Below are 14,502 nucleotides of genomic sequence, written 5' to 3'. Positions count from 1 at the left end.
AACGGCACGTTGGTCGCGCCGAGCGCAACGTTGAGGTCGGTGTCCGACGGCGACGGCCCGGCCGGCGGGGTGTTCGCGAGATTGCCGCCGACGAGGTTGCCGAGGTTGCCGACAACATCGCCGAGGCCGTTGCCGATATTGGCCACGGTCCCGGTCACCGGCGCCAGATCGATCGCAGCGCCGACATCGATGTCGATATCGCGCCCGAGCAGCGTCTCCACCGGATCGAGCGGCACCGCAACGGCAGCGCCGAGCGTGTTCAGCAGCGGCACGTTGGTCGCGCCGAGCGCAACGTTGATATCGGTGTCCGGCGTCGCCGGCCCGGCCGGCGGGGTGGTCGAACCGCCAGTGGAATTGGTTTGCCCTCCCCCCCCCGGGGACCCCGGATCGGTCGTTGTGCCGGTCGGGACGACAGAGCCCGTAGCTCCCGACGTGTCCGGCGTGCCGCCAGGTGTCACCGGGGCAGTGGTGGCGGGGGTCACGATGGGTGCCGGCGTTGTGATAATGCCACCGCCGGTGGTCACGCCGCCGCTGCTGGTCGGCACGGACGTCGCTGGATTACTCTGCACTTGCTCGGAACCGGCGAGGATCGAACCGCCCGCCGGAGTCGCGCTGCCGATCCCGGAGGTCGCCGGATCGGCAGAGGCTGCGACGAGATCTTGCGCAGCGACCGCGCCGGCATCTGTCGGAGCAGCGGCGGCCGGCGCCGCTGCGCCTTGCGGTGCCGCGGCCGCTTGTGGCGCCACCACCTGGGGCGCTGCCGCAGCGCCACCCACACCGCCTGTCGCCACACCCGCCCCTTGCGCGGCAGTGAACGCCGCTGTCAGGTTGGCGTCGGCGGCCTCCGGATTCACCGGCGCCTGCGCCGTGCGCCCCAGAGAGCCCGTGCTCAGGCTGGATTCACTGTCGCTGGCGACGACGCCCGGATCAGCCGAGGGGGAAATCAGATTCGTTTGTGTCTGAACGCTGTTAGCAAGCGAGCCCGTTGCGCCGATGAGATTGTCTCCGGTCAAGATACGCGATCCATTGGGCGTCGTATCCTGAACCGAATTGACCTGCGGCATTGTCGTCTTGGATACGGCATCCGCCGGGCCGAGACCGGAGAACTGATCGAACGCCTCGTACAATTTCGAGTCCAACATAGACGTCGTCGTTTGATTTTCAGCAGCCATCTCGAAGCGCTCCTGTGAACCTGCTCAGAGGTCTAATTCTATCTTCCTGTTGGCTTACGTTTCTTCTGTGATTAAGTTTCGCCATGTCTCGCGACGCGGCGCCGATTTAATAGAAGTCCGCCTCTTTTGCGCTGCGGTGCAGTTCGGCGACACACCGTCGGCGCGGTCGTGACGTTTGCTTTTCTAAAAATAGCGAACCGCCAAAACGAACGAACGTCTCGTCATTGCGACGACGTTAATCGACCATTCGCTAATTAACCCTTGATCTTTCGCTACTTTTTACCTCGTAGATTCACCAGTTACTTGGCTCGCAGAGCAGACGTTGCTGACCTCGCAGACCAAGCCGCGCAGCAATTGAGCGCATCTTTAGAACAACTACTTTTCGAGAAGTTTTGGACGCCTGATGCGGACATTTTGATTAGTTTGGCCGGCGACCAATTTGTTGCCGCTCGATCACCCTGGAGACGCTATGGCCCTGGATGTTGCTGCCCTTCCGACGGTCTGCGACCGAATGCCTCGGAACAAAGATGCGCGGACAAGAGCGCAGCCGCAGTTGCGGCCCGCGCATGGCCGCGCAGCCCAGAACATTTCGTGCCGGGTACTATCCAGTATTGGCTGCCGACAGGAAGCTCCCGCGCAACGAGCGGCGAAGGACCTAAGCCAGTTCCGCCGATGCGCGCTGCATGTTGGCCGACATGTCCGCCGTCACTGCACTCTGTTCCTCGACCGCTGCGGCGGTGGAGGCGATGAATTCGTTGACATCGGCGATCGCGGCCTTGATCGCAGTCAGCGAGCTCGCGACACCGCTGGAGACGGCGTTCAGCGCTTCGATTTCGGACGTAATCGTGTCGGTCGCCTGCTTGGCCTGACCGGCGAGGTTTTTCACCTCGGAGGCGACCACCGCAAAGCCGCGACCGGATTCGCCCGCGCGCGCGGATTCGATCGTGGCGTTGAGCGCGAGCAAATTGATCTGGCTGGTAATGCCGGCGATCATCTCGACGATGCCGCTCATCGCCTGCGCGGCCGCGTTCAGCCTTTGCGCTTGGCCGTCGGCAGCGTCGACCCGGGCGGTCGCGCCCTTCGAGGTCTCGCGCGACTTCGCCATGGTTTCGGAGATCTCGCGAATCGATGCGCTCATCTGCTCGCTGCCGGCCGCAACCGCCTCGATGAGCCCACGCGCATTGTCCGCCTTCTTGCGGCCGATCGCTTGCGCGGTGATGTCGGTGGCGTACTTCACCACCTTGTAGGGCTTTCCGTTGAGATCTAAGATCGGATTGTAGGAGGCCTGGATCCATATCTCCCGGCCGCCCTTGGCGATCCGCTTGTATTCGGCGGCCTGGTATTCGCCGCGATTGAGCGCTTCCCAGAATTGGCGGTAGGCGGCCGAGTTCTTATCGCGTAGCTCGACGAACATGCTGTGGTGTTGGCCCTTGATCTCCGCGAGCGAATAACCCATCGCATTCAGAAAGTTCTGGTTCGCTGTACGGATCGTGCCGTCCATGTTGAACTCGATCACGGCCTGCGACTTCTGGATCGCGGCGAGCTGGCCGTCGCTGTCCGCCGCCTTCATCTTCTGCGCGGTGACGTCCGTCGCGAACTTCACCACCTTTAGCGGCTTGCCGGTCTCGTCGAGGATCGGGTTGTAGGTCGCGAGAATCCAGATTTCGCCGCCGCCCTTTGCGATCCGTTTGTATTCGGCGGCCATGAACTCACCGCGGTTGAGCCGCGCCCAGAATTCGGCATAGCCGGCGCTCGCGCGATCCTCGGCCGTCACGAACATGCTGTGGTGCTTGCCTTGAATCTCGGCGAGCGAATAGCCCATCACGCCCAGGAAATTCTCGTTGGCGGTGATGACGGTGCCGTCCATCTCGAACTCGATCACAGCCTGGGCACGGCTGATCGCGGCAATCTTGCCGGCGTCCTCCATGGTCCTAAGCTTGTACGCCGTGATGTCGGTCGCGAACTTGATGAAGCTGACTACCTTGCCGGTCTCGTCGCGCAGCGGCGCATAGGAGGCGTGGACCCAGACTTCCTTGCCGTCTTTGCCGAAGCGCTTGTATTGCGTGGTCTGGAATTCGCCGCGGTTCAGGCTCTTCCAGAAGTCGCGATAGCGGGCGCTCTCGCGCTCGGCCGGGCTGACGAAGATGCTGTGATGCTTGCCCTTGATCTCCGCGAGCGTGTAGCCGCTCATCTTCAGGAGGTTCTCGTTGGCGTTCAGGATGGTACCATCGAGGTCGAACTCGATGACGGCCTGCAAACAGTCGAGTGCCTCGACCTCTGCCAGAGCGCGCTTCACTTTCTTGCTGTAAAACTTGAACACTTCGCACTCCCTTAGGTGGCGGTAGCCGAAGCGGGACAGCCGACCCTGCGAGGGGTCCCATGGAAGAGTTAATCAAGCGTAAACACCAGCATGGAACCATGCGCAACTAGTACTTCACCGAGGTGTTCCTACGATGAAAGTCAGTCAGGTAGGATCGAGACCGGCTCAGAACAATTGTTGTTACCTTACTTGCCACGGGAAATAATAGCTACGCTCTTACATAGCATCGTCCGCGACAGTCGAGCGGCAACTTGGCGATGGTGAGTTGGTATTTGATCGAGCGGGCGTGCTTCTCGTTGATCTCGGCGCTGAGCAGATCGCCGACGATACGTTGAGGTTCATGCTGACGCTTGACCGCCGTGGTCATGATCTCGTCCCCGGGTCGGGCTTCGCCCGCCCCAGGACAGGCTCCGGCGACCTTCATGCCGCAAAGCTTGAGCTCGCCCATCAGGTCGAACAGTCGAGTGCGTTCCATCAGACGGTTCTCCGCAGTTGTCGTAACGGGCACAATCGGCAATCGGCGCGTGGCGCAGTATCAGCGCGGCCGGCGTGAGCATGTTGGCTGGCGGCGTGGGGTCACGCTGGCGCGCCAGGATGTTGAGGATGACGTCGGCGGAATGAACGCCGTGTTCGATGGCCTCGGCGCAGGCGGCTTCAACCGCCGGCAGCCCGTCGATCAGCACCGCATTGAGGATGTCGACCATCTGCCGATTGCCGTCAGCGACGCCGGCGAGCTTGCGCCGCACCCGCTCCATCGCGGCCGGCAGCACCCAGTCTTTGAACGGCGCACCGTTGCGCAAGGCACCCGGCTTGCGGGCCAGCACCGGCACATAATGCCAGGGACCGTTGCTGGTCTCGCCGCGGCCGAAGCAACGCGCATGCTCGGCCACGATGCGGCTGTCCTGGCGGATGACGATGCGGTCGGCATAGGCATGCATCTCGACCGGGCGTCCGACCGCGTTCGCCGCAACCGAGTGTAAATCAGCACCGAAGTGGGCCCCTCTCGTAGGTCCGACTAAGGAGCTGATTTCTGAGTGACAATTCGTTTGAGCAGGGGGCCCGATCGGCGCCGATCGGGACCCCTGCCAAATGAGATTTTTATCAATTAAATCAACGACTTATACTGAGGAATTGCGGGGTCACACTTCGGTGCTGATCCACCGATTGAGCGGGTCACGCCCGAGGCGATGGCGTCGGCATGCACCGCTACGGCGGTTTTGACACCGCTTACGATGTTCAGGGCAATCCGGATCCAGATGGATGAGCTTGGGCTCGAACCCGATTACCGTATCAAGAGCCTGGCTGATCTGCCGAAGCTGGTAAATTCGCTAACTTCCCCCCTGGATCGGGCCGTGCGCCGTTCGGTGTCGGGGACTCGGCGAGGCGCCATGATCGCATTGCGCCGCAAGCACGTGCAATGCGTTACGCGACCCGGCATGCGAAGCACCGCCGCAAGGTCGGTCAGTTGAGCCAAACGGCTGGTAGCGCCGAGATTATAGTTGCACTGGTCAATTCCCGTATCCCATCCTCGAACCCGACGATCGGTTTCCAGTCAACCAGCGTACGCAGCTTCGACGAATCGGCGATAATAAATCGGATATCCCCCAGGCGGAATTCTCCGGTCGTCACGGGGGAGGTTCTGTCAGGACGCTTGAGTGTGAATAAGCCCCGAGAGTGACCACCGCAAATTGACTCAAATAGCTTAGCGTGCCGATCGACGCCGGCGTGCTGATTCACACGTGCCAAGCCGTGCGATGGCGGGCAGCGCTACGACATTTGGAGTCTCCGCGCCGTCCGCCATCAGTCAAGCCCGATCCCATGGCCTTTCCTGCGAGATGGTGGGCGCGTCTGTGGCTCGTTCCACAGCGAACGCCTGCTTCCCCTTCGCGGCCCAGAGCGCTCGCGCTTGTTTGCCTTGATCGCTTTTGAGCTTGTCTGCCATCCAGAGCAGTGCGCCGAGGATGGTAGCGCGGTCATCGCCGGTCAGGTCCACGATACCGGCCTTGACGACGAGACCGCCGAGTTCGATCAGGTGTCGCGTGCGCTTGCGACGTTCGACCTGCCAGGTGCGCATGTCACGGCGCGCTCTTGCGGCTTGGTGCCGGTTGCGCGCCGCTCGGTTGCGCCGGAGTGCCGCCTGTGTCTCGGTCAGTCGTCGATGCACTTCGCCGCGCCCGGCTTTGAAAGAACGCGGCTCCGCGCTTGGCCCAGGCCTCCCTCCTTCCGGCTTCCTTCGTCTCGGCCAGCACGATCAGTGCGCCGGCCAGTTCGTCGGCGCTGAGTGCGTCAGCCCCGGTGGCGATCACCAGTTCGCCAAGTTGCTGCACCTTGCGAGTCTTCAGTTCTCGCGTCTTGTCCTGAAGTGCTTTCAGTTCCCCGTCGAAATCCCGCGGCTTGCGCATCATGTCCTCCAGCAATATTGATGGAGCGATGATAGTTGAGCGACTTGCACAATGCTGTAAGGTCGCCGGGACGGTTTGAGACGGCGTAGTCCCGTCCGAGATTTTTTCGAGGGAGGGCGCGCTTATACGTCGTTCCGACGTGCGCTTCGCCGTGGCAATGATCTGATCGCGATGGCGATCTATCATCTTCACGTCAAAATCATTGGCCGCAAGTCGGGTTCAAGCGCGGTAGCGTCGGCCGCCTACCGCTCGGGCTCGCGGCTGCGCGACGAACGGCTTGAGCGCAGCCATGACTTTTCCGCAAAGCGCGGCGTAGTCCATTCCGAGGTGATGCTGCCGGAGAACGCGCCGGAGGCATGGAGCGACCGCGAACGACTCTGGAACGATGTCGAAGCCTTCGAGGTCCGCAAGGATGCGCAGCTTGCCCGCGAGGTGGAGTTCGCCATTCCGCGGGAGATGACGCAGGCGCAAGGCATCGAATTGGCCCGCGACTTCGCGCAGTCGGAGTTCGTCGATCGGGGCATGATCGCCGATCTCAATGTGCATTGGGATATGGGCGAGGACGGCATGCCCAAGCCTCATGCCCACGTCATGCTGACGATGCGGCAAATCAACGTCAACGGGGACGAGAATGGCTTCGGCCTGAAGGTGCGGGATTGGAACCGTACGGAGATGGTCGAGCGCTGGCGCGAACGTTGGGCCGAGCTCGCCAACGAACGTCTGGCCGAACTCGACATCGACGCGCGCATCGACCATCGCAGCTTTGAGGCGCAGGGCATCGCGCTGGAGCCGCAAAGCCAGATCGGCGCATCCGCACAGCGGATCGAAGGCGAAGGGGTGGAGGCCGCCGACCGCGCGGAGATGCACCGCGAGATCGCGCGCGGCAACGGCGAGCGCATTCTTGCCGATCCTTCCATCGCACTGGACGCGATCACGCATCAGCAATCGACCTTCACGCCGCGCGACATGGCAAAGTTCGCGCACCGGCACAGCGACGGGATCGACCAGTTCAACGCAGCGATGGGCGCGATGCGCAGCGCACCGGATCTGGTCGAACTCGGACAGGACGGTCGCGGCGAGGACCGCTTCACCACCCGCGACATGATCGAGGCCGAACAGCGCCTGCACCGCGCTGCCGAACTCATGGCCGAGCGGGAACGCCCTGCCGTGGAGGACGCGGATCGCGAAGCTGCTTTGGCTCGCTCCGAACAGCGCGGCCTTGTCCTGTCCGGCGAGCAGGCCGACGCGTTGGTGCATGTCACGGACGGGCGCGATCTCGGGATCGTGGTCGGCCATGCCGGAACGGGCAAGAGCGCGATGCTGGGCGTCGCGCGGGAGGCATGGGAGGCGGCGGGTTACGACGTCCGGGGCGCGGCGCTGTCCGGCATCGCGGCGGAAAACCTCGAAAGCGGATCGGGCATATCCTCCCGCACCATCGCCAGCATGGAACATGGCTGGGGACAGGGCCGCGACCTGCTCAGCGCGCGCGATGTGTTGGTGATCGACGAGGCCGGCATGGTCGGCACGCGCCAATTGGAGCGCGTGCTGTCCCATGCCGCCGAGGCTGGCGCAAAGGTCGTGCTGGTCGGCGATCCGCAGCAGTTGCAAGCAATAGAAGCCGGCGCGGCGTTCCGGTCGATTCATGAGCGCCACGGCGGCGTCGAGATCGGCGAAGTGCGCCGTCAACGCGAGGATTGGCAGCGCGACGCCACGCGCGCCCTGGCGACCGGCAAGACAGGCGCAGCAATCCAGGCTTACGACAAAAACGGCATGGTGCATGCCGCCCCGACACGGGAGGACGCGCGCAAGACTCTGATCGACCGCTGGGACCGCGACCGGCAGGCATCACCGGACCGCAGCCGCATCATCCTCACCCATACCAACGACGAGGTGCGCGCGCTCAACGAGGGGGCGCGAGAGTGGATGCGGGCAGCGGGCGATCTCGGTGAGGATGTGCGTGTCACGGTCGAACGCGGCGCGCGCAGCTTCGCTACTGGGGATCTCGTCATGTTCCTGCAAAACGAACGCAGTCTCGGCGTGAAGAACGGCACGCTCGGCACCATCGAGCATGTCAGTCAGCAATCCATGTCGGTGCGCACCGACGACGGGCGCAACGTCTCGTTCGACCTGAAGGATTACAACCGCATCGATCACGGCTATGCCGCGACCATCCACAAGGCTCAGGGCATGACGGTGGACCGCACCCATGTGCTGGCGACGCCGGGCATGGACGCCCATAGCAGCTATGTCGCCCTGTCGCGGCATCGCGACGGCACGGACCTGCATTATGGCCATAATGACTTCGCCGGTCAGGACCGGCTGATCCGCACCCTGTCGCGCGACCGAGCCAAGGACATGGCGTCGGATTACGATCGCGCCGGTCCGGTGCAGGGCTACGCCGAGCGGCGCGGCATCACTTTCCGCGAGCGTGTCGCCGAAATCGTCCAGAAACTCGTGCCGGAGAAGCTACGCGGTATGTTTGACGGCCTTCGCTCTTCTGAAGATGTGCCCGGCTCGGATGGCGAACACAGCCCACATCGGCGGATCGAGCTCCGGCAAGAAAAGCTTTTCCACCACATCGATTTTGCCGGCGAAGGAACGGCGCTTCCATTGCCTCGACGCTGATCCGAGTAAATCGTCCAGTGCCTGCTCTGCCGTGAGGTGACATTTCAAAACGGTCACGATCCGCTCGTCGTACTTTTCGACGCGCTCGACCATGTTCTTGTGCGCTTCCTCCAAGCGCGGGTCGTTGATGTCCATAGGCTCCCCCTGCGTCGTGCGACAATTACCACGGAAACCCGCAAGGGCGATGGGTTCTTGTAACGGTCGGCGACCCCGATCCGCTCGCTCCGCGGCGACGGCAACTGAACCCGGACCCGTTGACTCCGTCCCGCAAGGTGGGATTAGCTTAACCGGGTGTTCATCAAACCGGCAGCAGCTCATATCTGCCGCATCAGCAGAAGGTCGCATTATAGGACCAACCCGCCGATTGATGCGCTAAGCATTCCGTTTCTACGATGCAAGGCAAGCCGCCCTTTTGTGAATATGCTTGCTGCGGCAGTCTGAGCGGATGGCTGCCATTCGCGTAGTTCAGCTTCAGGATCTTAAACCCGCTTCGCCGCTTCATCGGCCGTGGAACAAGAACCGGCGCGTCGGCGATATCGTCGCACGGATCGATGCCGCGCTGGCGCAGACCCAGCGCGTAAGCTCCGGCAATCCCTCCCGCGCCGGCCAATGCGGCAGCTGCGCCAAGCAGGAGCGCCGCTTTCTTCAACTGACAGTGTAGAGGCTCTTCGACTGACGGTGAAGACGCCGATCAACTCGCGGCGCTTCGATCTCGCCCCCGAACTCCCCGCCATTTTCTCCCTACGGCGAGTGCCGTTGGCGCGCTGGAAAGGTAGCTGGCTGATCGGCATCACTTGGATCGGCAACGACGAGACGGACCTTCTGGTGACCAACCACCAGATCGTGCCCCGTGGCGTGGTGTAGCTGGCGGCGGGTCACCGCGACTGCCGGGTTGGTCCGGGCCGGTCAGCTGGCGAATGCCGGTAGGCTGACGGCGGGATCATCGCCGATCGGGGCGATGGTTTCCAGCGTCATGTAGCGGGCGCGCTGCACCGCCCATTCGTCGTTCTGTTCGAGCAGGATGGCGCCGACCAGACGGACGATGGCATCTTCGTTGGGGAAGATCCCGACCACCTCGGTGCGTCGCTTGATTTCGCCGTTGAGACGCTCGATCGGATTGGTCGAGTGCAGCTTGGTGCGATGCGCCGGTGGGAAGCTCATATAGGCCAGCACGTCCACTTCGGCGTCGTCGAGGAAGGCCGCGAGCTTCGGCAGCTTCGGCCGCAGTTGGTCGGCGACCCGCCGCCATTGGGTTCGCGCGGATTCAGCGTCATCCTGCGCAAACGCCGTGCCGATGAAGGCGGAGACGACGCGACGTCCGCTCTTGCCGGCATGGGCCAGCACGTTGCGCATGAAGTGCACGCGGCAGCGTTGCCAGGTGGCGTTGAAGACCTTGCTGACCGCGGCCTTGATGCCTTCGTGGGCGTCGGAGATCACCAGCTTGACGCCGCGCAGGCCGCGGCGGGCGAGCTTGCGCAGGAGCGCGGTCCAGAACGTCTCGGCCTCGGAGGGCCGATATCGAGCCCGAGAATCTCGCGGCGGCCGTCGCTGTTGACGCCGACCGCGGTCCTCGGGCTTGACCCGGGGATCACCGCGACCGAGACGATGCGTCCAGCCTGGCGCACTTTGACGTAGGTGGCGTCGATCCACAGATACAGCCAGTCGCCCTCGATCGGCCGGCCAAGAAACGCCTTCACCTTGTCGTCGATCTCCTCGCACAGCCGCGACACCTGGCTCTTGGAGATGCCGCTCATCCCCATCGCCTTGACCAGATCGTCGACCGAGCGGGTCGAGACGCCATGCACATAGGCCTCCTGGATCACCGCGGTGAGTGCCTTCTCGGCCATCCGCCGCGGCTCCAGAAAGCCCGGAAAATAGCTGCCCTTGCGCAGCTTCGGGATCCGCAGTTCGACGGTGCCGGCGCGGGTCTCCCAGTCGCGGTCGCGATAGCCGTTGCGCTGCGCCAGTCGCTCGGGGGTCTTCTCGCCATAGCCGGCGCCGGTCAGGCTGCCGACCTCCATCTCCATTAGCCGCTGGGCGGCAAAGCCGATCATCTCGCGCAGCAAATCGGCGTCGGGAGTCTTCTCCACGAGCGAGCGCAGGTTCATCATGTCGTCGGTCATCGGTGGTTCCTCGGTTGCGTTGGTGTGTCGCAACCCGATCTGACCTAAGAAATCGCCGATGACCGCCGCAAAGCCGCCCGCCCGCTACGGCGCCAGTTGAAGGCGCGCGTGCGGGCGGCTTTGCTCTACCGAGCTACACCACTTGGCGGGACACGACCAACCACCAGGCCATCCTCAGCGGCGATTGGTGCTATTTTCGCTATGGTTTCGAGCGATGCCACCGGCGGTTAAACCACAAAGACCGGAGATTCCGCCCGGGGAGGACGTTCTTGCCGTGGTCAGGGCACTCGCCAAACTGAGAGCCCGGTTAGATCATGAAGCAGAAATCGCGCGCCGATTACTTCAAGCCCGCGCGAGCGAGCCAAGGCCATGATCCGCGTCGCCATCTACGCTCGTTTTTCGAGCGACCTGCAAAACGATAAATCGGTCGACGACCAGATCGCGTTCTGCCGCGAGGTCTGCGCTCGCAATGGCATGACGGTGGTGTTGACCTTCGAAGACCGCGCTGTGTCCGCATCGTCTGCAAAGAATCGTCCCGGCTTTATCGCGCTGATGCGCGCTGCGGCGGCAAGGCTGTTCGACGTCGTCGTTGCCGAAGATATGGATCGCATTTTTCGCGACCAGGCCGATTATCACGCTGCTCGCAAGGAGCTCGACTTTCTCGGCATCACCATCCACACCGCGCCCGGGAAAGTGACCAAAATCGATGGCGCGCTGCGGGCATTGATGGGCGGAATGTATCTCGAGAACCTGGCGCTACACGTACGGCGCGGACTGGAGGGCGTGATCCGCGACGGCCGCCACGCCGGCGGACGCGCGTATGGCTATTCCATCGTCCCGGGTTCGCCGGGCGAGCTCGTCATAGACGACGCGCAAGCCAAGATCGTGCAGCGAATCTTTGCGCGCTTTGTTGCCGGCGTAACGCCGCGCGCCATTGCTGCTGAACTCAATGCTGATCGCATCGCGGCGCCACGCGGTACGAGGTGGAACGCTTCTACAATCAAGGGCAACAACGCGCGCGGTCACGGCATGCTGCTCAATGAGCTTTATCCGGCCGTATCGTCTGGAACAAGGTGCGGATGGTCAAGGATCCGACCACGGGCAAACGGATCTCGCGAATTAATCCGAAGGAGCAACATCGAATTACCGAGGCGCCGCAACTGCGCATCATCGATGATGTGACCTGGAACGCGGCGCAAGCCATTAAGCTGAAGCGCTCGCACCTCGGCGCGACTCATCCCGCGCACCACGGCGTCCGCTTTCGGGCTTGCTGCGATGTGGATCCTGCGGCGGCGGAATGATTTCGATCGGCAATCGCAAGCGGTCGGCGCGGCTGCAATGTGGCACCTACAGGGAGAGTGGGGCCTGCACCAACAGCCGCAAGGTCAACCGCGACGCCGTTGAAGCGGCCGTGTTTGCGGGACTGAAAGACGAGCTGTCCAATCCGATTGCGATTACTGAATACATCAAGGCCTACAACGACGAGCGGCGACGCCTTGCACGCGAGGCCTGCGACCAGATGAGCAAGCTGACACGTCGCAATGCCGAGGTCTCACGCGAACTTGAGCGCCTGATCGACGCGATAACCCAAGGTGTCGATCTCGCCACCTTGGTACCGAGGATCAAGGCGCTTGAAATCGAGCGCGCCGACATAGACGGCAAGCTGAAATGCGCCAACGAAGCCGATATCGTCACATTGCATCCAGCTACGATCGAGCAATACCGCGCCGATGTCGAAAGACTGGCCGACCTTGCGGCCGAGCACAGCGACTTCGTGGAATCGGCGGAATTGATCGAAGCGTTGCGGCGGCTGGTGGCCGGAGTCATCATCCACGCCGAACCGCACGGCCGGGGCTTCAACATCGAAGTGCAGGGACGACTGGCACAACTGACGAATTCGGACTTGTTCCCGAGCCGTTCTGAGGGAGGGGGGATCAGTGGTAGCGGGAGAGGGACTCGAACCCCCGACCCCAGGATTATGATGCCCGGTCTCCGGAGGATCAGCCACAAATCCCGGTGAAATTAACCACTTTCGCGCCGAAATGCCCTCCATTTGCGCTATCCGTCGACGCCTCGTCGTCGTAGGAAAGCGAATTCGTGGTGCAAACGTGGTGCAAACTGTGAAGCGCGAGCGCGTGAAGATCGACGGAGACATCATCAACGAAGCGCTCGACGCCGCCGACGCCGGGCTACCCGGGCGCGACATCTGGCGCGACACCGAGCAGCGCTCTCTCATCCTCGAGCGTCGCGGAAAGGCGGTCGTCTGGTTCGTCAAGACACGGTCCTTCACTCGCATGATCGGTCGCGCCGGCCGAGGCTATAAAGGCGACCACGTCAACCCGAGGGCGGCCCGCGAGGCGGCGGCGCGAATCCTTGTAGAGATCTCGGCTAGACCGCCCCGGTCCCCAGAGTCGGATACCGTTTCCGGTCCTGCAGCACAACCCATCTGCTGGACTTGGGCCGAGATGGTCACCGCCAGGATGGCCAACCTCTCCGGCCCGCGCATGGTCGGCGAGCGCATCAAGGCGCCGTCGAAGGACACGCAGGACGACGTCCGCCGCTCATTCGGCGTCGGCCGCGACGGCGCGTTCGATCCGGACAAGCGGCCGTCGCTGGCGCCGCTGCAGACGCTGCGGCTCGACGCGATCGACGCCGCCAAGCTCGGCGCCGCCGTCCGCGGCATCGAGCACCGCCGGGCCCGGGCGAAATTCCTTGCCTATGCGAAGTCGGCGCTCACCTGGTCTCTGTCGAACACCCACCGAAGCGGATTGAACGGATCGGCATGGTGGAACGACGTCCGACCGCCCGACCTCGAGCCCGAGGAAATCGCTACGCTGTCGGCGTCGCGGTCGAAGCTGGCCAGGCGCAAGGCCTCGTTCGGCGTCGAGCACGTCGGCGAGATGCTCGCGCGCCACGAAGCGTTCTGCTCCGACAGGAAGGGCCGCGACAAGGTCTCGCCCGGCGTCCGCTGCGGGCTCTGGTGGACGGCGCTAACCGCGGCCCGCCGCGGCTCAACGACGCGGCTGCAGCGCGCCGGGATCGAGTGGTCGGACGCACGCAACGAGGCGCCTGGATGGGGCACCGCGCTCTGGACCGAGGACGCGATGAAGGCCCGCCAGGGGTACATGTTGCCGGTGCCGCCGATCGGCCTGCGCATTTTGTGGATCTCGATGGCCGACTGGTCGGCTGCCGTCACAGGGGCGTGGACGGCGCCGTCGCAGTGGGTTTTCGCATCGACGCAGAGGCAGCCGCGCGAGATCTCTGACCGCGTAGGCATGGTCGACATCCCGACGAATCCCTATTCGCTCGCCAACCACCTCGCGCGCATGCGGGGTAAGCGCGGCGGTGAGGCCGGCGGCACCGACCACCTGGCCGGCATCCCCGAGTTCTCGCTGCACACGATCCGGGCGGCGGCGGCGCGATACCTCGATGAGGGCACAGGCTTGCCCGCGGCGGCGTCCAGCGCGCTGCTCGGTCACGCCGGCGAATACGACGTCCACGATCCCGAAGCAGCGGCGCGGACGACCGAGAAATTCTACAACGCGTCGCAGAAAATGCCGCTGAAGACTCGGGCCATGGCGGCGTGGACCAACGCCGTCATGGCGGCGTTCGAGAAGGCCGGCGGGCGCCTGCCGGAGCCCGTCGGCAAGGTACCGCCGATGGTCAAGCTGCCGCCGCGGCCGTGGTAATAAGTTCGCTGATTTACAGTATATCCGTCCGCGAAATCGCGCGCGTGACGGGGCATATTTGGAAGTAAAACGTGAATTACTTCCCGCGAGTTTTCAGTAACATCGCATTGATGTTGCCTAATTCACGACGCGCGACCGACACTTATTGACAGTCGCGACTCCTGCGTGGTT

Annotated in this window: 7 protein-coding genes and 7 pseudogenes; 6 read left to right on the top strand and 8 right to left on the bottom strand. The window is 63.4% G+C overall.

Annotated elements, in window-relative coordinates:
- The 4 genes and pseudogenes from HNR60_RS08600 to HNR60_RS08585 all read right to left on the bottom strand — a co-directional run.
- Positions 1-1,172: pseudogene (locus HNR60_RS08600) on the bottom strand (hypothetical protein); the annotation flags it as partial.
- A 655-nt stretch (positions 1,173-1,827) separates the two neighbouring features.
- A complete protein-coding gene (locus tag HNR60_RS08595) occupies positions 1,828-3,492 on the bottom strand; it encodes a PAS domain-containing protein (RefSeq protein ID WP_184256383.1) in 1,665 nt (554 codons plus the stop codon).
- A gap of 241 nt (positions 3,493-3,733) precedes the next feature.
- A pseudogene (locus tag HNR60_RS08590) lies at positions 3,734-3,967 on the bottom strand (ATP-binding protein); the annotation flags it as partial.
- A 16-nt stretch (positions 3,968-3,983) separates the two neighbouring features.
- Positions 3,984-4,469, bottom strand: a pseudogene (locus HNR60_RS08585) (Mu transposase domain-containing protein); the annotation flags it as partial.
- 186 nt (positions 4,470-4,655) lie between these two features.
- Between HNR60_RS08585 and HNR60_RS24460 the strand changes: the two are divergent.
- Positions 4,656-4,817, top strand: a pseudogene (locus tag HNR60_RS24460) (haloacid dehalogenase type II); the annotation flags it as partial.
- A 479-nt stretch (positions 4,818-5,296) separates the two neighbouring features.
- On the opposite strand, the gene HNR60_RS08580 reads toward HNR60_RS24460, so the two are convergent.
- Both HNR60_RS08580 and HNR60_RS08575 read right to left on the bottom strand, forming a co-directional pair.
- Positions 5,297-5,566 (bottom strand): conjugal transfer protein TraD, encoded by a 270-nt coding sequence (locus HNR60_RS08580; RefSeq protein ID WP_184256379.1) that lies wholly within the window; start codon positions 5,564-5,566, stop codon positions 5,297-5,299.
- 1 nt (position 5,567) lies between these two features.
- On the bottom strand, positions 5,568-5,894 hold the full coding sequence (locus HNR60_RS08575) for a conjugal transfer protein TraD (protein ID WP_184256405.1): 327 nt from the start codon (positions 5,892-5,894) through the stop codon (positions 5,568-5,570).
- A gap of 171 nt (positions 5,895-6,065) precedes the next feature.
- Here HNR60_RS08575 and traA point away from each other — a divergent pair.
- A pseudogene (gene traA, locus HNR60_RS08570) lies at positions 6,066-8,453 on the top strand (Ti-type conjugative transfer relaxase TraA); the annotation flags it as partial.
- 394 nt (positions 8,454-8,847) lie between these two features.
- On the opposite strand, the gene HNR60_RS24130 reads toward traA, so the two are convergent.
- Complete coding sequence (locus HNR60_RS24130; protein ID WP_246432866.1) at positions 8,848-9,168, bottom strand: hypothetical protein; 321 nt, start codon at positions 9,166-9,168, stop codon at positions 8,848-8,850.
- A 29-nt stretch (positions 9,169-9,197) separates the two neighbouring features.
- On the opposite strand from HNR60_RS24130, the gene HNR60_RS24125 reads away from it, so the two are divergent.
- Positions 9,198-9,383 carry a hypothetical protein gene (locus HNR60_RS24125; RefSeq protein WP_246432865.1) on the top strand — a complete coding sequence of 62 codons (186 nt, stop codon included), beginning with the start codon at positions 9,198-9,200 and terminating at the stop codon, positions 9,381-9,383.
- 42 nt (positions 9,384-9,425) lie between these two features.
- Here HNR60_RS24125 and HNR60_RS08560 read toward each other — a convergent pair.
- Positions 9,426-10,642: pseudogene (locus tag HNR60_RS08560) on the bottom strand (IS256 family transposase).
- Positions 10,643-11,011: 369 nt separating this feature from the next.
- On the opposite strand from HNR60_RS08560, the pseudogene HNR60_RS24120 reads away from it, so the two are divergent.
- The 3 genes and pseudogenes from HNR60_RS24120 to HNR60_RS08550 all read left to right on the top strand — a co-directional run bounded on the left by HNR60_RS24120 (position 11,012) and on the right by HNR60_RS08550 (position 14,331).
- Positions 11,012-11,943: pseudogene (locus HNR60_RS24120) on the top strand (recombinase family protein).
- Positions 11,940-12,662: a hypothetical protein gene (locus HNR60_RS24115; protein WP_246432864.1), complete on the top strand. Its 723-nt coding sequence runs from the start codon at positions 11,940-11,942 to the stop codon at positions 12,660-12,662. Before HNR60_RS24120 ends, HNR60_RS24115 begins: the two are co-directional and overlap by 4 nt.
- Positions 12,663-12,762: 100 nt before the next feature.
- On the top strand, positions 12,763-14,331 hold the full coding sequence (locus HNR60_RS08550) for a hypothetical protein (RefSeq protein ID WP_184256377.1): 1,569 nt from the start codon (positions 12,763-12,765) through the stop codon (positions 14,329-14,331).
- Positions 14,332-14,502: the final 171 nt, after the last annotated feature.

It is taken from the genome of Rhodopseudomonas rhenobacensis (assembly GCF_014203125.1).
In the GTDB taxonomy this organism is placed as follows: Bacteria; Pseudomonadota; Alphaproteobacteria; order Rhizobiales; family Xanthobacteraceae; genus Rhodopseudomonas_A; species Rhodopseudomonas_A rhenobacensis.
The sequence above is the reverse complement of the archived record's forward strand: the minus strand, read 5'-3'. Positions and strand labels throughout refer to the sequence as shown.

Bases quoted from the DNA above. Each gene is read 5' to 3' on its own strand.
- HNR60_RS08580 (WP_184256379.1), bottom strand. From the start codon at position 5,566: ATGCGCACCTGGCAGGTCGAACGTCGCAAGCGCACGCGACACCTGATC.
- HNR60_RS08575 (WP_184256405.1), bottom strand. From the start codon at position 5,894: ATGCGCAAGCCGCGGGATTTCGACGGGGAACTGAAAGCACTTCAGGAC.
- HNR60_RS24115 (WP_246432864.1), top strand. From the start codon at position 11,940: ATGATTTCGATCGGCAATCGCAAGCGGTCGGCGCGGCTGCAATGTGGC.